Annotated in this window: 15 protein-coding genes; 5 read left to right on the top strand and 10 right to left on the bottom strand. The window is 47.1% G+C overall.

Annotation, left to right across the window (positions count from 1 at the left end; translation table 11 throughout):
- The first annotated feature begins 302 nt into the window (after positions 1-302).
- Positions 303-2,417 (top strand): bifunctional arginine dihydrolase/ornithine cyclodeaminase, encoded by a 2,115-nt coding sequence (gene argZ, locus QUB64_RS07785; RefSeq protein ID WP_333269166.1) that lies wholly within the window; start codon positions 303-305, stop codon positions 2,415-2,417.
- 109 nt (positions 2,418-2,526) lie between these two features.
- On the opposite strand, the gene QUB64_RS07780 is transcribed toward argZ, so the two are convergent.
- From QUB64_RS07780 to QUB64_RS07745, 8 genes are all read right to left on the bottom strand, one after another.
- Positions 2,527-3,699 (bottom strand): hypothetical protein, encoded by a 1,173-nt coding sequence (locus QUB64_RS07780; RefSeq protein ID WP_333269165.1) that lies wholly within the window; start codon positions 3,697-3,699, stop codon positions 2,527-2,529.
- Entirely contained in the window at positions 3,689-7,198 is a 3,510-nt protein-coding gene (locus QUB64_RS07775) for a sacsin N-terminal ATP-binding-like domain-containing protein (RefSeq protein WP_333269164.1), read from the bottom strand. Before QUB64_RS07775 ends, QUB64_RS07780 begins: the two co-directional genes overlap by 11 nt.
- A gap of 382 nt (positions 7,199-7,580) precedes the next feature.
- A complete protein-coding gene (locus tag QUB64_RS07770; protein WP_333269163.1) occupies positions 7,581-7,724 on the bottom strand; it encodes a hypothetical protein in 144 nt (47 codons plus the stop codon).
- 50 nt (positions 7,725-7,774) lie between these two features.
- Entirely contained in the window at positions 7,775-8,920 is a 1,146-nt protein-coding gene (locus tag QUB64_RS07765; protein ID WP_333269162.1) for a citrate synthase, read from the bottom strand.
- A gap of 224 nt (positions 8,921-9,144) precedes the next feature.
- Positions 9,145-9,639 carry a phosphohistidine phosphatase SixA gene (gene sixA / locus QUB64_RS07760; protein WP_333269239.1) on the bottom strand — a complete coding sequence of 165 codons (495 nt, stop codon included), beginning with the start codon at positions 9,637-9,639 and terminating at the stop codon, positions 9,145-9,147.
- Between the two features lie 102 nt (positions 9,640-9,741).
- Positions 9,742-13,341, bottom strand: a complete 3,600-nt coding sequence (locus QUB64_RS07755; protein WP_333269161.1) for a diguanylate cyclase domain-containing protein — start codon at positions 13,339-13,341, stop codon at positions 9,742-9,744.
- A gap of 540 nt (positions 13,342-13,881) precedes the next feature.
- On the bottom strand, positions 13,882-15,156 hold the full coding sequence (locus QUB64_RS07750; RefSeq protein ID WP_333269160.1) for a DHH family phosphoesterase: 1,275 nt from the start codon (positions 15,154-15,156) through the stop codon (positions 13,882-13,884).
- Positions 15,157-15,649: 493 nt separating this feature from the next.
- Positions 15,650-16,147 (bottom strand): HNH endonuclease, encoded by a 498-nt coding sequence (locus QUB64_RS07745; protein WP_332946494.1) that lies wholly within the window; start codon positions 16,145-16,147, stop codon positions 15,650-15,652.
- A 345-nt stretch (positions 16,148-16,492) separates the two neighbouring features.
- Between QUB64_RS07745 and QUB64_RS07740 the strand changes: the two genes are divergently transcribed.
- Positions 16,493-16,957, top strand: a complete 465-nt coding sequence (locus QUB64_RS07740) for a COP23 domain-containing protein (RefSeq protein ID WP_333269159.1) — start codon at positions 16,493-16,495, stop codon at positions 16,955-16,957.
- A 329-nt stretch (positions 16,958-17,286) separates the two neighbouring features.
- Here QUB64_RS07740 and QUB64_RS07735 read toward each other — a convergent pair whose 3' ends face one another.
- Entirely contained in the window at positions 17,287-20,151 is a 2,865-nt protein-coding gene (locus QUB64_RS07735) for an AAA-like domain-containing protein (RefSeq protein ID WP_333269158.1), read from the bottom strand.
- Between the two features lie 223 nt (positions 20,152-20,374).
- Between QUB64_RS07735 and QUB64_RS07730 the strand changes: the two genes are divergently transcribed.
- Positions 20,375-21,163: a 5-formyltetrahydrofolate cyclo-ligase gene (locus QUB64_RS07730; RefSeq protein ID WP_333269157.1), complete on the top strand. Its 789-nt coding sequence runs from the start codon at positions 20,375-20,377 to the stop codon at positions 21,161-21,163.
- A gap of 449 nt (positions 21,164-21,612) precedes the next feature.
- Here QUB64_RS07730 and QUB64_RS07725 read toward each other — a convergent pair whose 3' ends face one another.
- Entirely contained in the window at positions 21,613-23,481 is a 1,869-nt protein-coding gene (locus tag QUB64_RS07725; RefSeq protein ID WP_333269156.1) for an AAA-like domain-containing protein, read from the bottom strand.
- 278 nt (positions 23,482-23,759) lie between these two features.
- On the opposite strand from QUB64_RS07725, the gene QUB64_RS07720 reads away from it, so the two are divergent.
- Positions 23,760-23,936, top strand: a complete 177-nt coding sequence (locus QUB64_RS07720; RefSeq protein ID WP_333269155.1) for a hypothetical protein — start codon at positions 23,760-23,762, stop codon at positions 23,934-23,936.
- Positions 23,937-23,967: 31 nt separating this feature from the next.
- Positions 23,968-24,318: a hypothetical protein gene (locus QUB64_RS07715; RefSeq protein ID WP_333269154.1), complete on the top strand. Its 351-nt coding sequence runs from the start codon at positions 23,968-23,970 to the stop codon at positions 24,316-24,318.
- Positions 24,319-24,441: the final 123 nt, after the last annotated feature.

Here is a 24,441-nt window from a genome sequence, read left to right as displayed (position 1 = left end):
AACTAAAATAGGTTTGTAGTGAGGACTTTAGTCCTCGGAGGGATGCGGACTCAAGTCCTCACTACGAACCTTTTATTAAGGTTAATTGACCGCAAATAATATCAAAACCTGACATTTGATCTGATATTTCAGGGAAAGCATCTGTGGTTTAGTTTCATTTTAACCTAACCGTGATATAATTGAAAGCTACTTTTTTCGCTGCTAGACGTTGCACTCATTCTCTTGGGAGTGAATTTGATAGTTGATTTCATACATACTATCTCAACTTGCGTCTGTAGCATCTACCACATTTTAACTGAATTATGACTGACTCAATTCGCTTCCTGATGTGCGCCCCCGACCACTACGATGTGGATTACGTGATTAACCCTTGGATGGAGGGTAACGTACACAAATCATCGCGCGATCGCGCCGTCGAACAGTGGGAAAAACTCTACCACGTCCTGAAAGAGAACGCCGTCGTAGACCTGGTACCGCCCGCAAAAGGCTGGCCGGATATGGTGTTCACCGCCAACGCAGGCTTGCTTTTAGGCAATACCTTCGTCCTCAGCCGCTTCTATCACAAGGAACGTCAAGGCGAAGAACCCTATTTTAAAGCATGGTTTGAAAGCAAAGGTTTTACGGTGCACGAACTGCCGAAAGACTTGCCGTTTGAGGGTGCTGGTGACGCTTTGCTCGATCGCGAAGGACGCTGGTTGTGGGCAGGATACGGCTTCCGTTCCGAACTCGACTCGCACCCGTTGCTAGCAAAATGGCTGAACATTGAAGTGCTATCCCTGCGTTTAGTTGACGAACGTTTCTATCACCTAGACACCTGTTTTTGTCCCCTCACAGGTGGCTATTTGCTCTACTATCCAGCAGCCTTTGACTCCTACTCGAACCGCCTCATTGAAATGCGAGTCGCGCCGGAAAAACGGATTGCCATTGAAGAAGCAGATGCCGCCAACTTTGCTTGCAACGCCGTCAATATTGACAAAATTGTGGTAATGAACAAGGTTAGCGAAGCCTTGAAAACGCGCATCACTCAAGCCGGTTTTGAAGTAATTGAAACGCCGCTGAGCGAATTTCTGAAAGCCGGAGGCGCAGCTAAGTGTCTGACGCTGCGGGTAACGGAACCGGTGCAAGAAGATCGATCGGCAAACGTGATGGTAGAAAGCCGTACCATTCGCATGGAAGGCCACCTGCTCGATGCAGGTTTAATCAGCCGCGCTTTAGACTTAGTTATCGAAAACGGCGGCAGTTTCCAAGTGCTCAATTTCAATTTAGGAGAGCAGCGGCAAAGCACATCATCTGCCGACGTGAAAGTTTCGGCACCTTCCCACGATGTGATGGAAGAAATCATGGGATTGCTGATTGATTTAGGTGCAGTGCCACCGCCGCAAGAGATTTGCGATGCTATTTTAGCACCTGTAGTGCAAGATGGAGTGGGCCCCGACGACTTTTACGTCAGTACAATTTATCCCACGGAAGTGCGGGTAAACGGACAGTGGATTAAGGCGCAAAATCAGCGCATGGACGGCGCAGTTGCGATTACTGAAGGTGCCGACGGGCCAGTCGCTAAATGCAAATTATTGCGCGATTTAAAAGTAGGTGAAAAAGTCGTCGTCGATGTCGTCGGTATCCGCACCATCCGCAAAACAGAATCGCGGGAACAGCGCAATTCTCAAGAATTTAGCTTTATGTCCGGCAGCGTTTCTAGCGAGCGCCGGGTAGAATTGGTAGTGGAACAAGTAGCGTGGGAATTGCGCCAAATTCGCGATCGCGGCGGTAAAGTTGTAGTGACGGCTGGGCCTGTGGTCATCCACACTGGCGGTGGCGAACATTTAGCGCATTTGATCCGCGAAGGTTACGTCCAAGCATTGTTAGGTGGAAATGCGATCGCGGTTCACGACATGGAACAATCGAGCATGGGAACTTCTTTGGGAGTTGACATGAAACGCGGCGTAGCCGTGCGCGGCGGACACCGCCACCACTTGAAAATGATTAACACTGTGCGCCGTTATGGCAGTATTGCTAAAACCGTGGAAGCAGGCGTGATTACCAGCGGTGTGATGTACGAGTGCGTGAAGCACAATGTACCGTTTTCGCTGGCCGGTTCGATCCGGGATGACGGGCCGCTTCCCGACACGCAAATGGATTTGATTAAGGCTCAAGAAGAGTATACTGAGCTGTTACGGGGCGCGGATATGGTGTTAATGCTGTCGTCTATGCTGCATTCGATCGGGGTGGGAAATATGACTCCGGCGGGTGTAAAGATGGTCTGTGTGGACATTAATCCGGCTGTGGTGACTAAATTGAGCGATCGGGGGTCGATCGAATCTACTGGAGTTGTCACCGATGTGGGATTGTTCCTGAGTTTGTTGGTGAATCAATTGGATAAATTGACCAGCCGCCATCACGTAACTCAATCGGTGTAAATATTGCAATTGCAGCTCAAGAAATAATCAAACAATGAGTGGGGTGGGCTTCTAGCCCGCCCAAATATGCAATTTAAATATCGAACAACTTAAAGATTGTTATTCTCGCTCAAAATGCGCCCCAGTAAATTGAGCGATCGCCCTTTCGATCGCCGCTATCATTTGCAGGGGATTTGATTTCTGAATTAGCTACAGCCACGGGAGACAAATCGCCCGGTAAAGACCGAATCCGCAACTCGTTTAGCAAACCATTAATATTGTGCGGCTCAGCATCCAGAATACTAGCTAGCGGCAGCAGATTTTGCACTGCATATGCGCCGAGTTGAGCGTTAATGCTTTCTGCTAAATAGCATAGCATAATGTATCTGCTACCGCTGCTGATAATATGAAATATTTTCTTAAACTCGTCAAAGTAATGAGTTCCCGGTATAGATGAGGCAATTTGGGTTTCACCGTTCCAGAATAAATCTACATAAATTTGAGCGGCTGGCGCAACTTGAGCTTTAGCAATCCAAATCGTATCATGGATTGGTTCACAGTCGTGTTCGTGAAAAATCAGCCGCTTTAAACCAGAGCTAAATTCCCGGGAATTTAGCGTTTTTTGCCATTCCAGACACCAATCATTACTTTGAGCATTTAAGGCATTTTTGACTGCCGCCGGACGTTCAACGACATCTTTTAATAAAGAAAGACTTCCGGCGGATTTGGCAAATTTTGGGGAGATTTGCTGGTGCAGTATCCGGTTGGGGTCGATGTAATCTTTGCGCCAAGGTGCGTCGGGAATGAGAACTTGACAGGCGGGAGCAAGCGTGCTGTTTGCAGTAAGCACCGGCGGGTTTTTAACTGCGCGCCCTTCTAATGACTGTTGAGATTCTAGGCGGCTGATTACCTCGATTGCATAGTTTTTGTCTGCTGCGTTTAACTGTGTGTTTTTGTACTCGGCTGCTAATTCTTCCAGAAAATCTAGGTAATCTTGCACAACGGGCGAGTTTCCTTGTCCTAAAAGCTGATAAACTTCGGAAAATGGATGAGAAACAGCTATAGTTGTGCGGCGGTTTCCAAAAAAAGGCACGTCATCTAAAAAAGCGTGTTTGGGGCGCCAAAACTTGCTGCTAGACTCATCCCACAAACATTGGCGCCCAGCAAAACGCTGTTGAATTTGCTGGCGTTGTTCCCGGGAAATATTACCTTTGATGAAAGTCTCATCGAGATACTTATAAATTGCCTTGACTGATTGTATTTGTGCATTTAGCTCGTCGGGTATTGCGATTTCAAATGTCATTTTCCCAAGTTTTTATTAATGTATCAAAATGGTCGATAACCGTACTGGTATCTAGAGACTGAAAACCAAGTGCTGTTTTGATTTCTGACTTCACCAAATCCCGCTGAGGGCGTACAAATAAGAATTTTTGGCTGGCTGCTAAGCGAACATCTTGAATGAAACAGACATCTTTAGCCCGATACAGCCTCGGTTCTGGTATCGCAGCGGCGGGATATTCGCTTAACTTCTGAAGATTTTGCTCGACAGGAAGCCAAGGTTTATCTGCGAGGGTTTCAGACAGTGTTTTGTTGGTGTTGCCAATTTTGGTATATTTTAGTGCATCCCAATGCTCGACTATGTAGTTAAAAACAGCAATGCAAGCATCGGTTACTGCGCCTGCACCTGAACGGTTGGCGGTTTGCATTAGATTGTCAACACAAGCTACAATATCATCTGCACTCAAGGTTTTTCGCATACCCAAATTCTCGAAAAAGTCGAGCCAGAGTGGATAATCCTGCGAGTAAAATTCCATATCTGGAATAGCTGCTAAATTTCCGAGAATATTTCGGATTACTTGACTTTCGGGATTGTAAATTAGTTCGCCAGAGCGCAATCTGCGATCGCTACAGCGTACCAAACGCGCCTTTTTCAGCTCTTCTTTGAATGAAAAAGCATTCTCTCCCGCCTCTTCTAGTTCTTTGCAAGCCTCGCTGAGATGCTCTCGAATCCACGCCAGCGCGATTAACTGTTCTTCCGGGGCAAACGAGGCATATTCAGGCAACAAGCACTCGCGAATTAGTCTAGCACGATTCAGTACCGGAACTTGCAAAAGTTGAAACAGTCGCAGCCATTGCCTATTTTTGTCTGTGCGTAAAAGCCTCAACGTACCTGCAATTTCCGGTGGTTCGTATCCGCCACCAGGAAGGTAGACATTTTCATCGGTGAGGGCAACTATTTCGTGGGAAGTTGTGGGGTATATTGGAAGTTGACGCAGCTTGCTGAGACTATCTCCCTTGTAATTTGTTGGCTCAGAATCTGCCAGGAAGTTGAGGAGAGATGTATAATGCTGTTGGTGGTAGGGCGGCAAACCTCGATCGCACCGCGAAGATATTGTGTCTAGGACATCTGGGCCTGTCAGAAAAGAGACTAACAGATTTTGATGTCGTTGGGCAAATTGGGCGATCGCACTTTCTAGTTTTGCCGGTGCTCGGACAAGCGTCACCCCAAAATACTGTACGGCCTCGATCGTCTCTGCTGCAATATTATCGCCGCCCAACAAAGGAGTTCGCGCAGTTCCTGCTTTGTGAAGCTTACCATCATTTCCCGGAACCAGCGGAACTTTCTTTAATTCATCGATTGTTTCTTGCGACAGATATCTAGGCGAGATATTAAAAAAATAATTGTATACGAGAGTCAACCAGTCGGTATTTGGTGGATTTAGTGCATCAGATTGCCAATCGCATTGTGACTGCGTTGAACTAATCACATAAACCAATTTTTTCGCTACTTCTGTAGCATTCATTTCTGACACACCAATCATGTTATATAGAGGCACCACATTGGTTAAATCTCTGTGCAAAAACCATTCTAGACGATTGGCAAATATCTGCCTTGCGGTATCCTCTGAAAAGTAAATAGTGCCTATCGGGTTGTAACCAAATACTTGGAGAGTGTTGTTAGCGAGAATAGCCAAGGGTAAACCGCGCAAATCTCGGTGATTGTCGCTGATGCAATAGCGCAGCATATTCGCAATCCACTGTCTATTTTGCAAGCTTAGTTTTGGTGCATCTTGTAACGGCACGCCTAGCGGTTTGTTTTCGATTAAGTGCTGTCGTAAATTAGCAGCAGTGAATGTTGGTAAGGGAAAACCTGCATCTTTAAAAGCTGCCAAAATTGACTCTGGTAATGGCGGTTCTGGAATGTCGATATTGTCGGCGCGCAGCGGTGCTAATAATTCGTCCCACCACTTTTTCGAGGGTAGATTTTTGACTGTCGGAGGTGTCACCCATCTTGTTTGTGACATTGCTGGCCCGCTGAATTGGCGCTCAGTTACAGCGTGTTCTACAGCCGATCGCACAACAGCCCTCTGATACAATAACTGTATGACAAAGCGGTGCAGTTCTTCGAGAGCTTTGCTGAAAGTAATTTTGCCAACAGGCCAAAGTTTGTAAAATTCATCAGGCTGATACCTGCCGATATCTTGAACTAAATCAACAATTAAATTAGCATAAGCGTGGGACAAAACGTGCTGCGCGAGTAGTTGGTTCCAAATAGCTCTCGGTCTGTCTTTTCCAGTTTGTCCGCTGTCGCTGCTGAGGTTGTCGCGCGAACTATTTAAGTTGAAAAAACCGTTAATGTGAACGGGTAGCCCGATTTCGAGGGGAAGCGGCAAAAAACAGTAAACTTTGCCGTTAACAGGTTGAGGATTTCCCTCGGTACTGACAGCATTAATTCTCGCAGCAGCGCCCGCCCAAGGCAAGACTTTTTCTTGGCTTTCGTACATGGCTTGTATGACTTTTGCCAACTCTCCGCCTGCGTCTGTGCGAATTAAACTGACTGTTCTCCAAGTTGATTTGGTATTGCGATTGCAGCTAATTGTTTCTATATCGTGGCGGTAAGAAACAGAGACTAAACCTGCTGGATTATTGCGGCACAATTCCAGCAATTTGTCTGGTGTATCGGGAATTGCATCGAGGAGTTGTTGGCGCGCTTCTCTTACTTCTTGCGGGTTCTGGGTAACAATTGCCAGAATTTCTTGCCTGGTTGCTTGACTGTTGGCGGGGATTTCGTAAACTCGAATTTCCTGAACGGATTTCAAAAACAGCAGAAGTTCTTCACCTGAATTAATCAGTTCATCTAGCAGTTCATTGACGTTGGATTCGGTGAAAGCTTGTTTGCGAATTTCGCTATTTTTAGCGTGTTCTGCGGTTCTTAAAGGCAAGCGAAAGAGGGTTCCTTGAAAATTTGTATCTCCTAATGGCAATCCTCCCGCTGCGTAGACTTGCATAAAATCGGGATATTTTTCGTACCATTTAGCGTCGGCTAAATTCCACTCGCGTCCGGGTTCTTGTCGGGAAGTGCCGGGAATTGCTGCGCCGTGGGGGTCAAAAAAGATGATGCGATCGCGCGAAACGAAGCTGGGATAATCTGTAACGTGATATATTGCATTAAACCCGACGCCAAATCTACCAGTTTTCTGCAAATCTCGCGCTTTTTCGCTTTGTCCCAGGCTGCGAATGCTGTCAAAGTCTTTATCTGTAAATACGCGATCGTTGTAGACTAGCATCGCCGGCCCCATGAGCTGTATCATGCGATCGTCTGGCAATTGTTTCACCTGATGGTGGCGCCAATCCAGAGTAATTTCTACCCGCGTTGCTTTAGCGTCATCAGCATTTTGGATCAACTCTTTGATAATGCCAACGCCTTCGGGATAATCTCGGATAATCCCTCTCAATCGCGCGATTAAGGGTTCGGATTGGTAGAAAGACTTGCCATCAAGTTCGCTGTTGCTGTAAGCCATAGATGTTATGTTCGCTTTCTACCTAATACTATACAACAACAAAAATGGTTTGTAGTGCGGACTTCAGTCCGCTCTTCGGAGAGCGGACTGAAGTCCGCACTACGAACTAATCTTAGTGCGGTTAATCGATCGCGCGATATCAGATCGAACCCTAGTTTTTCGTGTAAATCCAAAAACGCGGCACCCTACCAAAAGCTATTCGTAATATTCCAATAAAAAACCTCAGACCCGCAAGCCTGAGGACCGGAGTTCCTGAAAATCGTCACTTCTTACTATTGTCGCCAACTAACAGCACAAAATACAAGAGGGGTGAAACCCAGCACGGCAGATTTTGGCAGACTGAGATTACTTCGTTCCTTGCAACGCGAAAGCAATTTTTGATTCAACACTTCATATCATGTCCGATCGGTCGATCGCAATAAGTAAGGTTCGTAGTGCGGACTTCAGTCCGCATAATGCTGCGGACTGAAGTCCGCACTACGAACGGTTTTTGCGATCGCAATTGACCGGACATAAGATCGCGCATACATTCACAATTGGGAGCGCCATTTACCTGTCTGGCTTGCTCATTATGCTTTAAGATGGCGGTCTTTCCCCGATCGCAATATAAGGAGCACCGTGAGTCCCTGTATAGATTTGAGTCGGGCGGTAAATGCGGTTTGTCTCTAGCTGTTCCTTCCAGTGGGCCAGCCAACCGGCAACTCGGGCGATCGCAAAAACTGGTGTAAACAAGTCGAGCGGAATTCCCATTTTTCGGTAAACCAGACCAGAATAGAAATCTACATTTGCATAAATTCCTTTGTGAGCCAATTTCTCCTCAACCACTTCCTCCAACTTGACAGCAATGTCGTAATAATCGTCGCGGCCGAAGTTGTCAAATAACTGTTCCGCTAAACCTTGGAGAATAGTTGCTCTCGGATCTTTCACCTTGTAAACTCGGTGTCCGAACCCCATAATTTTGTCCTTGTTGGCAACGCTCTTCTCGACAAAAGCCCGCACGTTTTCTACCGAACCAATTTGCTCCAACATATCAATCACTTCTTCATTAGCTCCCCCGTGCAGCGGCCCCGCCAAAGTGCCAACTGCTGAAGCAATCACCCCGTAAGGATCTGTCAGCGTCGAAGCAGTTACCATTGCCGAAAATGTAGAGGCATTGATTGTATGTTCGGCGTGCAGAGTCAGACAAGTGTCAAAAATGCTAGCTAACAGCGGATCGGGTTCTTGCTCGTTGAGCATATAAAGAAAGTTAGCCGAGTAGTTCAAGTCATCCCTAGGCCGCACCGGGTCATTTCCCCGCCGCATTTGCTGGAACGCCGCCACCATTGTCGGAATTTTGGCTAGCAGCCGCACTACAGCTTCTCGAATGTATGCTGGGTTAGCCAGAGCTCGGCGCGAGTAAAATAAACCTAAAGCCGCTGCTGAAGCTTGCAGGGCATCCATTGGATGTCCTCTTTCGGGAAAGCATTTCATCATGTCCCGGATGCGATATTTGATCCGGCGGTGATAGCGAATTTCATGCTCGAAAGCTTCTAGTTCTTCCTTTGTTGGAAGTACGCCCCAGATTAATAAATATGAAGTTTCCACAAAGGAACTTTTGAGTGCTAGTTCCTCAATGCTAATCCCGCGATATTCCAGCAACCCTTTTTGTCCATCGACGTAGCTAATGCTGGACAATGTAGCGGGAACACCTTCTAAACCTGGTTTGAATTCGCCGACGACCATTGCGATACCGTTTTGTGTGAGTTGAATCTATTCAAAGTACATTACCAGAAACCAAGAGAGTGTCACCGTCTTGACAAATAATCATTTAATCGCGACTCAGGCACTCCGGCGCTCAGAAACGGGTTTTTTCAACGGATTTGGCGATCGCACCCCTAGATATTTTCGCCCCTCTAACCCGGTTTCTGCGCCCGAAAATCTGGGTTTAAGAGGGCGATTCGCCGTTTCTAGGAGAGCAAAAACTTGGGCCCAGTCAGCCAGAACATTTGGCTGCGGCCGACTGGGGAGCCAGTTTCGGGGAGAATTAAGCCGATGATACCTGCTTTTTTGACAATCAGCGTGTCGTGCGATCGACCCCAAAGCAAAGTTTCAGCCCAATTGCCCAAATCTGGTTGGTGGCCCACTAGGGCCAAGCTGCGGTTCCCTGTTTCCTGCCACTGCTTGTACCACCTCAGCCAGTCCCCGATGTCTCCTGAAGGTGCGAGGGGGACGGATTCTTCTATTTTGGAACTCAGACCCCCTGACAGCAGGATTTGGGCGGTTTGTATGGCGCGCAGTAGGGGACTGGTAAGAATCAGATCGAACTGAATTTCGAGCTCGTACAGCCGCTGGGCGATTTTTCGGGTTTTACGATCGCCCTCTTTAGTTAGGGGTCGTTCCTCGTCTGTATCATATTCTTCGGGTTCCGCTGCGATGCCGTGACGGACTAGGTAGAGATGCACTGTGGCTGTCCTTTTTAATAGTTGTGCGATCGTACTTCCTTTGAGATTTGGTGCGATCGACATATTTTGATTATTCTACAACTGCATTGAAATCTCGCGCCGTTATCTGGTTTGGGCCTCGGCGCAAAAGCGATCGCGCCCTTGTCGTTTCGCATCGTACAATGCTCGATCGGCGGCGGCGATCAATTGAGCCGGCGATTTTCCCCTGCTGGGAACCATGCTAGCAATTCCCATGCTTACAGTCACGATCGCGCTCACATCAGATTGCTCGTGAGGGATTGCCAAATCTCGGATTGCGTCTCGGATCGACTCAGCAACTGCGATCGCCCCAGCAGCATCTGTATTTGGCAAGATAGCAGCAAATTCTTCGCCCCCGTAGCGCACAAACAAATCTGTGGAACGTTTAACGGCGGCTGCTGCGGATGAAGCCACTTGCACCAAACAAGTATCCCCAGCTTGATGTCCGTAGCGATCGTTATATCGCTTGAAATAATCTACATCCAACATAATCAACGAAAGCTGTTGTTTGCCCTGCATCAGTCGGTGCCATTCCAACTGCAACCGCTCATCAAAACAGCGACGGTTTGCTACTTGTGTTAACCCATCTGTCGTAGCAATTAATCTTTCTTGTTCCGCCAGGTTTCTGAGCATTTCCTCGGCCAGCTTGCGTTCTGTAATATCAGCAAAAGTCGTCACGACTGCATAGGGTTGAGACTCATTGAGATGGAACAGCGGCTGAGAATTAATCGAAATCCAAGTCAGCGTTCCATCCGGTTTGTGAACGCCCATCACCACATTCGATCGCCCTTGTCCGGTACGCAGCGTGAGCATTGCCGGATGCTGTTGGCCCGGGAACGGTTTGCCATCCTCCCGAACGGTTCGCCAGTCTAAATCTACGGATGTGCGCCCCATCATTTGCTCGGGGGTCAGCCCGAGAATCCTTTCGGCACTTGCATTACAGGCAGTAATTTGTCCGTCTGCGAGCTGAAGTACAACACCTTCTGTCATGCTGGTAATCACAGAACGGTAGCGTTCCTCGCTCTCCTGCAATTGACTCAGGAGCAGGTTTTTAGCATCAAACTCAGAAGCCAGATGCAGGCTGCCGGCCAGAAATCCGGCCATTAGTTGTAAAGTTTGAATATCTGACTCGCTAAAGGCACAGGGTGTAGCTGACAGGACTTTTAAGACCCCCACCCGCTCGTCCTGATAGAACAACGGAACAGCTACTATTGACCGAACGCCAATCCGCCGCCAGCGAACCATATCGATGCGCCCATCGAGTTCTGTATCCTTGCAGTGCAGGATTGCGCCGCTGAGAATACATTGTCCCGAGAGACTTGTGGCGACTTTCAGCCGGAATCCCACACAAGCCTCGGCGATACCCCGGGCGGCCCGATACACTAATTCCTCGCCTTCGACCATTTCAATCACGACTCCACCGGCACCGATCGATTTTTGAGTTCGATCGGCAATCACCGCCATCACCGCATCCAGGTTAGGATGGTGCAGCGCGATTTCCTGTTGGGTAGCAATCACCACAGCCAGACGCTGGAACTCTTGTTTTAATGCTGCTTCTGCTTGTTTGCGATCGGTGATATCCTTCATAAAGCAGTGATGCCCGATCGCTCGATCGCGATCGTCACAGGCTGTCACCATCACCAACTGCTTGTAAAAGATCGAGCCATCTTTGCGGATACCCCTAGCCTCAACCTCCACTCTGCCATCAGCTAGCATTTCTTCATAGGCCGCCACCAGCATTTCCAAATCTTCTGGATGAACCGTCTTCTCCCAATTCATACCAACCATTTCTTCAGGCACATAACCCGCTATATTCGCATAGGCTTGATTGATGCTGATATACCTGCCCCAAATATCCACCCGCGAGATCCCATCCACTGCATTAGCAAGAGCTGTGCTCATGTCTCTGAGTTCTGTTTCAGCCAATACCAGATGCGTAATATCTTGGGATGTGCCGAACAAGCGAATGACTTGTCCCTCGGCATTCTGTTCGGCCTGTCCCCGGCTTTCGATATAGCGAATAGAACCATTCGGCGGCAAGATTTTGAGCCGCAATCGATAGGGTTCTCCGCAAGTCAGCGCTCGTTCAACTACCTGATGTAGCTGTTGAGCGCTTTCGGGATGGTAAATCTCCAGATTTTCTTCATAGGTAGGTTCGCCCAGGGCTCTGTCGCGTCCCAAAATCTCGAACAGTTCGGGAGACCAAGTAATTTTACCCGTCATCACGTCCAATTCCCAGTTACCGATGTGGGCAACCCGCTGGGCTTCTGACAACCGAGTTTCACTTTGTTGCAGAGCGATTTTTGTCTCCTGGCGCGCGGTAATGTCCTTTTCGTTTACCAGCAACATCAAGTTACCTGTTACGGGGTCGTTGGTACACCGCACGTCCATCCCGTGCCACCGTATCCCCGCCACAGTCATCACTTGAGCCTCCGTGCTAAACACCTCACCCGACTTGACAACTGCCATGGCTCGCTCTCCTACCTGAGGGTCAACAAAGTGCCTCAGGAAAGCATTATCTGTCGCAGAGCCAGGGTGCAGCGCATCTCCATAACAGCGCAAGGCCGCGGGGTTTTGCAGCAGCGGTACCCCATCGAGGGCGTACAGCGAAACCATCAGCGTGGTGTGGCGGAGTGCCTCGATCGATCGCAGGGTTTCCGGCTCGATTCGATCGGTGGCGATCGTACCCTCCACCAACATCCCCAAACGCCCGCTGTCAATCCTGATACCAGAACACCGACAGCCGACAGAAACAGGCAAACCGCCGGGATAAAACGTCCACTGTTCGGACAAGGTTTTGCCTTGCTCAAACTGTTGCAGATAGCTCTGCAAGCGAATCCGAGTAGACTCCGACACATCGCTAAAGTTGCGGCCCGCGAGTTCTTCCCGCGTCGAAGCATTCCACAAATACAAGGATGCTTGGTTGGCCCACCACATTTGCAAATGCTCGATATCAAATATCCAGATCGGGTTTTGCAACAAGTCAAAAGCCTTGAGATGGACAATATCCCCGATCGGGGAACAGGCAAATTCTGGTTGCAGGCAATTTTGATAATTGACTTTTTCTGTATTAGTGGCTGTTTGATCCGGTGCTGTTTCCAGTTGGGGCGGTGGATTTGGCGCTAGTATCGGGCGGTGAGATTCTAGTTGCCACATCCTCAAGCCGAGCTGCACTGCAACGTGTTGCAGGATCTGAACGTCGAGAGGTTCCCACTGACGCGGACTGCTACATTGATGAGCAATCAACAGTCCCCAAAGCTTCGGAGATTGGTGCTGTTTGCCATCTAGCAAAATTGGTACAACTAAGTTGGCCTGCACTTGCAGGCGTGAGAGCAATTCGACATAACAAGCTTGAAGATGAGAGTTGTGAATATCAGCCATGCTGGTGGTTTGTCCCTGGCTGTAACGCTCTACCCAGGTTGTTTCAAAGCAAGGGTCATAAATTAGTTGTCCCTGGATGTGCGGCCACTCGCCACCAACGGATTCAGCCAATACTACACTATCCCCACGCGCTAGGAAGCGATAAATAATTACGCGATCTGCTTGCAGCAGCATCCTGGTTTGTTCTACCGCACCCTGCCAAATTCTCTCTGGTTCCGCAAACTCGTTAATTCTCAGTGAAATTACTGAAAGTTTTTCTAGAATATTCTCTAACGACCCAGAGAAAGCCTGTTTTGTAGACATCTCCATGTTGATTTTTTTATTCAGCCATTTTTTACTATTCTAACCTGCGCCAAATAAATACAACAATTTGTTGTCTTTTGGAGCGACGTTTTTTTGACTTAACACTAAAAGTAACAATTTATTTGGTTAACTAGGTAACTTTAAAAGAAAAAATATTTTTTATTTTATCTTCCCACGGCTGTATGTTGTTTGGTCTCGAAAGAGCTGACTTATAGGTTGCTTTTGACCATAAAATACCCACCCTGTCTTCTTAAAAATATCAAAAAAGAATATTTATTTTTATAAATTAGCAGATAAAGTATTCAATAAATCGCTCTACAACTGATATTATATCATCGGTCAATACCTTGTAAGAAAGGTTAGCAGTGAGGACTTTAGTCCTCGTACAAGGACTAAAGTCCTCACTACGAACCAAAGATGATTGTCCAGTTGAGACTTTTGCGAGAGCGGTAAAGAATGCGGTCTAACCTCGCAGCAACAGATTGCTCGGCATTCCCGGGGTGTTGCTAAAATCAAGACATTACCGACAAACTCCCGAGTTTAATTGTCGTAAACTGGATTATCTTTAGGACTAATTAAACTCATCAATTTTTGCTTGATCTGAGCATCGAACACTTCCCATTTGTGCCTTGCATAATCGCTGTTCTCATTGCCACCCGAAAGAAATCCTACCGGAATTTCAAAACCGCCCGCTTGACTTCTCCCACCGCCAAAAAAGCGTCCTTGAGCATCTTGACCGAAGGCTTCTTTAATGAATTCGTCGGGGTCGAGAGTTAGTTTGTTAGTTCGCAGCGAGCCGATTACTACTTCAATTTCTTCGTCTTTGTCGTGTACAATTGCGTAGACAACGGCTGTATGTACGTTCTCTTCTGTTACTAGAAAGTCCGCTGCTTGGGGAATGGAATCGCGATCGTCATAACGCAGGTAGCCAATACCGGCGATCGAGAAATTGTTCTGCACGATGCGGTGTTTGAGCGATCGCTCGATCGCATCCATCACCCATTTAGAACGAGAGGACTGCAACACCGCATTCAGCAACTGCGGGTCATAAAATCGGCTCAAATAAGCCGCAGCTAAGAAGTCCTCCTCCTGTGCTTGTCTGAGAGCATTCGTATCCGATCGCAAACCGTGCATCAAAGCTGTAGCGCACTTGACGTGCTGGCTGATACTGCCGTCGAGAGTTAGCATTCCAGCCTGGAAATACTCGGTCAAAATCGTGGCTGTAGCGCGGATATCCGGGCGCAAATCCGTAAATTCTGCGTTCATTTCCCCCTGCAAATTGTGGTGGTCGATGACGGCAGCGATCGGCACTCCAGCCCCTAAAATAAACTCAGTTAAGTTACAAGTCGTACCTTGGTTGTCAATAAAAACGCAGCCCTGAAATACAGACAAATCCTTAGTTTTTGTCGCTTCCAGCGTCCAGCGCTGCAACGGTAATCCTGTCAATTTAACTAAGGCAATATTTTCTTGGTGGCTGAGGGCGCCGGCGTAGATCATCTCGCAGAGGATATCGTACTGTTCGGCAATTAATTTGTAAGCCCAAGCGCTCGAAAGTGCGTCGGGGTCGGGAAAATCTTGCAATAATATTAACTGGCGATCGCCTCTGTGCCGATCGAACATTTGGTGCAATTGCTCGATTTTGCGATCGTGCAATTCCTCGCGCAGACTGGGGCGATGCTCTTCGGAAGCAACTTCGGCTTTGCTGCGCCGTTTCCCGGGCGCGCTGGCGGATTGTACAACCTCGCGGCTGGAGTCAACCTCAGCTTCGCGATTCCCAGAGGTTTCATCGGAATTGATCGGGGGGTGTTCTTTCATTGTTAAACATTAACCATTTATGTAATTTAGGACTTACACGCGAGTGGCAAAAAACCGGGTTGATGGACGAAAATTATGCGCTGTAGTCCATAGATTAGGCAAAAACCCGGTTTCTTTGATTTTGGTGCGTCCAGGACTGTAATTCTTTCAGGACTTGCGCCCCAAAAGCCCTTAAACCCGGTTTCTTTGTAGATGCTTCCTTGTCAGATCGCGTCCGGTCGATTACCATAACAAAAACCGTTCGTAGTGTGGACGCCAGGACGCAACATACTGCGGACTAAAGTCCACACTACGAACCTTACTGATTGCGGTCAATCGACCGCACACGATATCAAACCCAATATTTCTCACCAGCAACCGGAGTTAAGAGCGTAAATTGTCTCTTTAACTATTTAACTTTTTAACTCAAAACTATCCGGCGGGCACTCGCAGGCGCCCCCCTACAACTCAGCACTTGCGCAAAAAACCCCCGCGCTTTCTTGCGACAGGGGTTTTAAAGGCCGATTACATATTTTTGCCATTCTTGGTGCATACCGCTCTTAACGTGTCTAGTCACTTCAAAATAAAGACCGCTGTGAGGTTTCCTCGGTGGATAGCGCAGCAGCATTCCCGCTTCTTTTGGGGTGCGGCTGCCTTTATTGACATTGCAGCGCACGCACGCCGTAGCGAGGTTTTCCCAACTGTCGCCTCCCCCGCGCGATCGGGGAATCACGTGATCCAGGGTCAAATCGTCCCCGGTATAGCCACAGTATTGACAAGAGTGGGCGTCCCGGTGCAAGATGTTCCGGCGGGTAAGCGGAATATCCTTATAGGGAACTCGGACGTAATGCCGCAGTCGAATCACAGTTGGTAGCGGGAAGTTTGGCGCAATAAATTTCCCGTTATGTTCTACCTGTTCTGCTTTTCCTTTCAGCAACAAAACTACCGCTCTTCGCCAATTGGTGATGTTGAGCGGTTCGTAGGAGGCATTCAGCACCAGAACATTGCCCATTGTTGATTATTAAAGAGAAGATTTTTATTGATGCTAACACAGGTTCCAATTTAGGGGGGCGGGCGGGCGATCGGGCAAGGCGATCGCAAAAAACCGCGAACAACCGTACCTTTAGCCTATACCTTCGCGCCCGATCCCCTGCGGCTGCACGTATTTTCTGCCGCAGCGTTTGTAGCGCGAGTATTTTTCCCTGAGTTTAGGCGAATATAAGGTCAGTATGGGCGATCGGCAAAACTTTACACAATAAATTTTATTTTTTTCCCTAAATGCCTAATCTTCCCGGCAACCAGCAGCGCAACTTTTTAGAGTATTAGTAACCTTAAATTAAAAAGCTTATCACTGCCCATGAAATTTCGGATCTTAAAGTCAGTTTTTAGCGCGTCAATTATTGCCCTGGCAGCTCCGATTTTAGCAAACAGTCCCGCCTTTGCCCAAACCCCGTCATTCTTCTGCGGCGCGAATGGCGACCACCCAGCGACAATTGCTGTCCAACAAGGCAAAAATATTCCCGTTATTCTGTGGGTAGCCGATAACTATTTCAATGAATCGGGAGAAGACGCAATTACTCGGTGCACCCGAGTCTCGGGAATTCTCAACAACTCGCAACCCCAAGGAAGCTGGGATAATATTGTCACAGCAGGTGCATCCCCCAGCGGTCAACTAATTATTTGTGCAGCTAATCCTCAAGACGGTTCCTGTAGATTATTATATCAAGTACCCAAAGGGCAAAATCCCGAACAAGCCCGGCAAGAACTATTAAGAAGAGTCAAAAATCCTAATGTAAGTGTTTCGCCTGTTAAGGTAAATTAATAGCTATGAGTTAGCCAACCCGTAATCCAGGTTTGATCGTTCGGAATGCGAGTCCTCTGATTTTTAAGGGGAAAAACTCAAATCCGAACGCTCAAACTAATTGGCAGGTTTGATCGTTCGGAATGCGAGTCCTCTGATTTTTAAGGGGAAGGACTCGCATTCCAGGTTTGATCGTTCGGAATGCGAGTCCTCTGATTTTTAAGGGGAAAAACTCAAATCCGAACGCTCAAACTAATTGGCAGGTTTGATCGTTCGGAATGCGAGTCCTCTGATTTTTAAGGGGAAGGACTCGCATTCATCACTACAAACTAATTGGCGCATTGCGCACCCTACTTGCAGATAGTTGAAACCCTTCTCAAATACTCAGGTTGACTGCTGAGAAAATTGCAGCTTTGCTTCAGCAATTCTTCCAACCCTTCAACCTGTCTCAGCCAGACAGTGCCGTTGCTTCCAGCTACAGCTATTTGCTTACCATCTCGACTCCAACCGACACTAACAACATTCTCCTCAAACTCAAATTGAGCAACCTGTCGCCCCGCTAAATTCCACAGCCGCACAGTCTTGTCAATTCCCACTGTAGCCAGCCGTTCTCCGTCGGGACTAAAACTAATTGACTTCGCATCTAAATGCAACGTTTCAAATTCATTAACTAATACTTGATCTGACAAGTTCCACAGCCCGACTTTGCCGTTTAATGTTACTGTAGCAAAGCGATACTGCTGTTGAGCGGGACTGAAACTGATACCAATTGCCTGCACCGGCAGTGTTTTTTCCAGTTGTCCCGACAACTTCCAAATTCGCACAGTAGATTGGCTATCTAAAGTCGTCAAAAAATCACCACTAGAGCTAAAATTGACGCTTCTCACTAAGCCGTTATGACCGGGAAGCTTCACCCTCGACGAGCTTAATAATTTTGGCAGTTTTGACAACTCCCAAATGGCAGCACTGCTGTCTATTCCTGCCGCCGCTAACAACTTTCCTTCTGGACTAAAACTGAGACCGGTAACTGAGCCTTGAATTCCTTTAAGTTGAGAAATATTCTTACCTGATAAATTCCATAATTTAACTGTGCTGTCCCTTCCTGCGCTAGCTAAAAATTTCCCATCCGGGCTAAAGTTTACCATATTAACTGACTGCTGCCCAGCTTTCCATTCAGCAATCTTTTGCCCGGAAAAGTTCCAAAGCCGAACTCTACCGTCTATGCCTGCGGTTGCCAAAATTTGTCTGTCAGGGCTAAAACTGACGCTGGTAACTGCACCTGCATGAGCTTGCCACTTCAGCTTTATTTGCGGAAATGATGATGCTTCGATCTGCTGTTTATTGCTAATTTTATCGAGAATTACTTGTAAGGCTAACAGCGGTCTAGTTGCCGGATATTGTTCGAGGTGCGGTTTGTTTTCAAGCAAGCTTTTTAATCTTTTTCCCGAGGCTATCGCCCTCAACAAAGCTTCAGATAAAGCTTCGCTGTTTTCGGTCTTTTGAGATACCGCCAACAGTAAAGCATCGCTGCCATTTTGTTCGATTTCAATACTTGCTTGTGCGAGTTTAAACCGCTGGTAAGCGAGAGTTGAAAAGCCGATCGCCCCAATTAACGATCCTGCGAGTACCGCCGAACCGATCCCTATCCACTGTTGGGCTTTTCGCTTGGCTGCGCCAGCTTCACTCCAAGCTGTTTCGGCATCGCGCGCCGCTTGTTGGGTTTCTAGTTTAGCTGCAAGCAGCAGTTGATTTTGGTCGCTCAAAATCAGTTTTTGGCTGGCTGTCAAAAACTGAAAATCTTCGTTTCTCAAACTTTTATCTGCCGCCCAAACTAATGCTGATTGCAAATCTTCGCCTCGCAACAATTGGGAATCATCTTGAGAGTTAGAATTCAGCCAAACTTTTATCGCTTCCGAATAAGGCGAGAGTTTTTCTAATTTTTGGGCGATTAAGTCTTGGTTAAATACAGCTTGATAAATAGGATTAGAAATTGTGAGTTTTTCCCGGCGCTTGACGATTAATCCGCTTAATCGCAATTCCATTTGTTCCGCACTACCATCGGGGACAATTTCAACTTGCTGTAAAATTTGTTGATATAATCCGAGTCTTCTGATAATCCGCTGGTTTTCTCTAAAAAGCCGATCGCGAATTGTGGACAAATGTTCGGGAACATCCTGAGATTCCCAATTATCCACAATTTTCAAACGCACCACTTCCTCAACCCATTCTCGCGGATTTTGAATCCAATCTTCCTCCCCCCCTTGACAAGGGGGGGCTGGCGGGGGTGAATTTTCAAATAACCCAGTCTGAATGCGATCTTCCTCCCCCCCTTGACAAGGGGGGGCTGGGGGGGGTGAATTTTCAAATAACCCAGTCTGAATGCGATCTTGCTCCCCCCTTTGACAAGGGGGGGCTGGGGGGGGTGCATTTTCAAATAAAAGTTTGCACAGCTTTTGAGTCAAAAACGGTTGGCCGCCAGTCCAATACAAAACCTCTCTCAAAACTTCAGCAGAGTGGTCTGTCAGCTCTGCTAACCCGGCTGCTAGCGGTTGAGCTTCTGTTTCGTCAAAACCAGTTAATTCGATCGCCCTACCGATATTAAAAGGCGTGTTGCTGCTGACATTCTTGTCGCGGCACAAATCCGCCGGCGATGCTACGCCCAAGAGAGCCCACGTCAGGCGATCGAACTCTGAGTTATGGGCGCGCTTGTTGTAGCACGATCGAATTAAGGCCAAAAAATCGTCAGCGGGAAAATCCAGGGCGAGAATGCTGTCGATTTCGTCGATAAAAATGACAATATTGGTGGAAATATTGGCTAACAGTACAGTTTCGATAAATTCGCTCAATCTTTGAACCGGAGTTAAAAAATTGCGCTCGCGCCACCAAGTCCGCACATTGACAATATCCGACAGATTAAAGTTATTTTCGAGAATGCGTAGCAACCCAGCATACCACTGTTCGGGAGTCACGCCGCGGTTGCCAATTTCCGAAATGTCGATCGCAGCACAAGCAATTCCATCATATCTCAGCCGCTGAATAGTCCGCACCTGCAAGCTAGATTTGCCCATTTGGCGAGAATTCAAAACATAGCAAAATTCCCCCGCCTTCAATCCGTTATAGAAATCGTCATCTGCTTGACGCTGCACATAATTCGGAGCATTATTGGTGAGACTGCCACCGACTTGATAGTATGATGGTTTGGGATTTGTGCTCATTACATAATTTTTTACATAAATTTAATTGGGAGTGCGATCGCCAATCCTATCATATAATAAACTGAACCAATCAGCCCCTTACTTGGCGAAAATAAATGTTTAGTCGATCGCACTATCGCCCCAGAAACCCGGTTTCTTTGTAGATTTTTCGGAACCCAACCAAAAACTCGTAGAAACCGGGTTTCTTACCCCACGCGCTATCTTTTTATTAGATTCGGCATCTATGAATACTGAGTGGAGCGGCCACCATCACGACAAAGACCAATTAAGAGCAGAAATTTGGTCATCCTTGAAACAAAACAACGCATCAATTAGCGATCCATTCGGCCACATCCCCAATTTCGTCGGCGCCAAAACAGCGGCTGAAATGCTAGCAGAATCACAAATTTGGCAACAAGCCGCATCAATTAAATGCAACCCAGATTCGCCGCAAATTCCCGTGCGACTGCGCGCTTTGCAAGACGGAAAACGCTTGTATATGGCTGTACCGCGCCTGACAGACGATCGCTGTTTTGTCGAGTTAACCGCTGAAGATTTGTACAAGCACAATATCCCCCTAGCCGAAGCTGCGATCGCCAAAACAGCAGTCAAGTGCGGGCGGTTGGTGAGTTTTGCCCAAATGCAGCCAATTGACTTAGTAATAGTTGGTTGCGTAGCGGTAACGCGCCACGGTGGACGCACCGGAAAAGGTGCAGGATTTGCTGATTTGGAACTGGCGATGTTGCAGGAATTTGGATTAGTAAAAACTGATACTCCGATTGTCACAACTGTGCATTCTTTGCAAATTGTCGCAGATTCGCGCTTGCCAATGCAGCCTCACGATTGGGCGCTGGATTGGGTTGTGACTCCCGATGAGGTAATTGCAACCAATACAAATTATCCGCGTCCAACGGGATTAAATTGGGAAGAATTGCGGGCGGAACAGTTGGCAAATATTCCTATTTTACGAAAGTTGCAAGCGCAATTTATAGCTCTGAAAACGAACCGCGAAGGCGCTAAGAACGCGAAGTAAGAAAGGAAAAAGCAGGTAATTTCACAGCAGCATTATTCATGTGACTGCAATAAGTAAGGTTTGTAGTGCGGACGCCAGGACGCCATACGGCTGCGGACGCCAGGACGCACTACGAACTATCATTGTTATGGTAAGCGACCGGACATGATATAAAATCTAATTGGCAGCCATAATGCGCCACATAATGAAAACAGTCAAGCCGAGATAGCCAAACACGGTTATCCAATCTAGCCAATTATCGGAGGTTATCAAAAATATATCGTTCATGGGCTGCGTTTGCTTGATGATTGTTTTAGTATTTGACTGCATTTTACACTAAATCGGTTTTGAATACTTTAAACCTCTTGCACAAATCTTTGAGCGAGCCAAAAACCGCACATTTTAGGCAGATGAACGGAGATTAACGCAGATGTAATTTAAGAGAATTTGCTGTTTCTCCCAGAAGTTTGTCAGGGAATTTGACTCAAGTGCGATCGAAAATATTGTCGATACAGTTCACATCTCGGAACGCATTCGTTACCCTGCAATTTCACTAACCCCAAGCTATCTAATTTAAACGCCTGCATTGCCTTTAATTGAACGGGAGAATCTGCGGCCGCAATTTCTCTCATTCCTTGGGCTAATTCTGGATATTCTTCTAAATTCCACAATTGACGGCGCAGGTGGTCGTTATAAATTCCGCCATCGCTGGTAGCAGTTTCCTTTAATTGATCGAGCGTCAAATCCGATCGCGAAATGTGATATAATGCAACTCGCACTAAATACGGATGACCGCCGACTATTGCCGTCAGTTGCTCAACTTCGTCATCTGACCAATGCAAATTGTGGCGGGCTGCTAAATCTTGGATTTGCTGGTGGTTGAATTCGGGCAAGTCTACGGGTAAGCCGACGTTGAAGGGCGATTGATTGATGTTCATCGGGATGTAAACTTCGGTGGAGTGAACGACAATTAATCGCAGTTTTTTCCAGATGTCCCGCCGCTTCGATTCTTCGTGCCACGCCCGCAGCAGTCCTAAAAAGTCTTCTGCTATGTCGGGATATTGGAAAACGCGATCGATTTCGTCTAATCCTAAAATTAAAGGGCTGTCGATTTGCGGTAAAATGTATTTTTCAAAGTAATCTTTGCAGTTGACTTTGCTGCCAAAAATATCGTCCCAATAATCTTCTAGTTGATTGGGTAAGTGCAACTCGCGCCCGACGTAAGCGCAAAACCATTTTAAGAATTTATCTAAGTTGGCGAATACACTTTTATCTACTAACTGAAAAGTTAGCGGCACTGTGCAGTAACCTTGACGGGCTCCGTGATGCAAAATTTTTGCCATCAAGGAGGTTTTGCCCATTTGTCTCGGTGCTTTGATTCTAATTAAGGCGCTGGGCTGTACAATTGTTTGATAGCAGCGTTCTTCGATGGGCGGGCGTTCTACATAAAATTGAGAGGCGACATCGACTTGTCCTCCCGGTAATTCCGGTTCGGCGGCCGGTTGGGGTATTTCGTCGCTGCTAATTTCTAATACTTGCTTTTGCGTTAAATCTTCCGGTTGTTCTTTGACTGGTGCGGGAGTTTCTGCTAGCAGATTCAGCACTTCTTCGATCAGAATTGGAGTGTCGGCGCCCTTTTGCCATTCCCTCTGTTCGATTCGGTACAGATAGCCCCGCAAATCGTGGTTTAGGGGCGCGTTCAAGGGAAAACCGACGCGAATGGGTAAAATTATTGGTTTTTTGTCAGGACGCGAATCTTGCAGTTCTTTGGCTTGCTGGACTTGATATGTCAGCAGTTCGCTTTGGCTGACGGTTGGCGGTAATAGCAACAGCAAATAATCGCATTCTTTGAGGAAGTAGTTAATGCGATCGAACCAGTTGTCTCCCAATCTAATGTTATTTTCTGCTGTGAATACTGTATGTCCGATCGCACTTAAGGCCGTTTCTAGCTGTTTTCCTAACTCGCGATCGGGTTCGGCGCTGCGATAACTCACAAATACTTTAGCACGGATGCTGTTGCTGGCTGTATCGAACGCTGCGGGCAAATTGTCCGACTCGCCGACATCTTCGGCATCGTCTAGTTTAGCCGATCGGTGGTCGCCAGCGGTCAGAGTCAGCTCAAAAGCCGCGAATAATTGCCGCAGTTTGCTGAGATCCGCACCTTCTCTACCCTGCTTAATTTTGCTGACTGTATCGATACCGACGCCAGACTCGGCCTCGATTTCCGTCAGAGTACCTCTAATGTTATATCGGTCTGACCATTCTTGGAGCGCCTCGTTAAGTTTCTTTAAGCCCTGGGCTGTGAGAATTCGACCGCGAGATCGTTTTGATTTGAGCACTTCGGTTGCACTGAAAGGGGAACGAATCTAGGAAGTTTAACGCCTTAAGTCCCTATTTTAGGCGATTTTAAGGCAGATAGTCAGCCCGCCAGAATTTAAGGAATTTTACTACGCCCCGGGTTTTTGGGCGATCGATCTCCTCAAACTCCTTCCTGATAACGGCTTCAACCTCTGAATATATTTGAAAATAAAAAACTTTTCTTAACTCCCCAATCTCCCCTGCGACTAACCACTGTTTTTTTTAGAGTTGATACATCAAGCCAAAAAGGAGCATCAAAATGAGTAAAATTTTACACAGACTGGCAATGGCCGCTTTAGGAACCGCAGCAATTTTCACAATTAATACACTTAACAATTTAACCGAAGCATCAGCGGCTGATAAATTTGACCAACAACCAGAGATTCATCAAAATACAGTTTTTTCAATTCCCGTACCCAGTCACTTTCATAAATAGGCAAACTCATTCATTTGGTTAAGGAGAAATTATGAAGTCTACACTTTACTCGCCAACAGATACCGCTACCAAATCTGATTTAGTTGATGCTGATGCAATTGATGCCTGCACTGCACTTGCGTGGGTTGAATTGGTAGCGTTAGATAACAGCGCTCTCACGGGTGATGATTGGCTGGTTCTGTGCGATGATATTGATAGCGGGGAAATCTACCGCGGTTGGTTTCTCTGGCACGATCGCGAAGTTAGCGGTAATTGGGAAGCTTACGACCATTTGAGCGATCGCCGATTTGTCGCCAAAAGCAAAATTTTTGCCGAAAGTGCGATCGACTCCATCGAAGATGCCAGAAATCGCGCGATCGTACAACTAGAATTTGTGCTTTAGAGCACATACAATTCGCGCCGAAGAAACAATGATTCTGCGGAGACAATTCGCGACTGCATAAACTTTCGTCCCTGGGCGAAACGAGAATAAACAGGTGTCATAGAACCGGATGCGATCTAATTT

Source organism: Microcoleus sp. Aus8_D2 (genome assembly GCF_036702665.1).
Classification (GTDB): Bacteria; Cyanobacteriota; Cyanobacteriia; order Cyanobacteriales; family Microcoleaceae; genus Microcoleus.
Note: the sequence above shows the minus strand (reverse complement) of the source record. Positions and strands in the feature narration are given on the sequence as shown.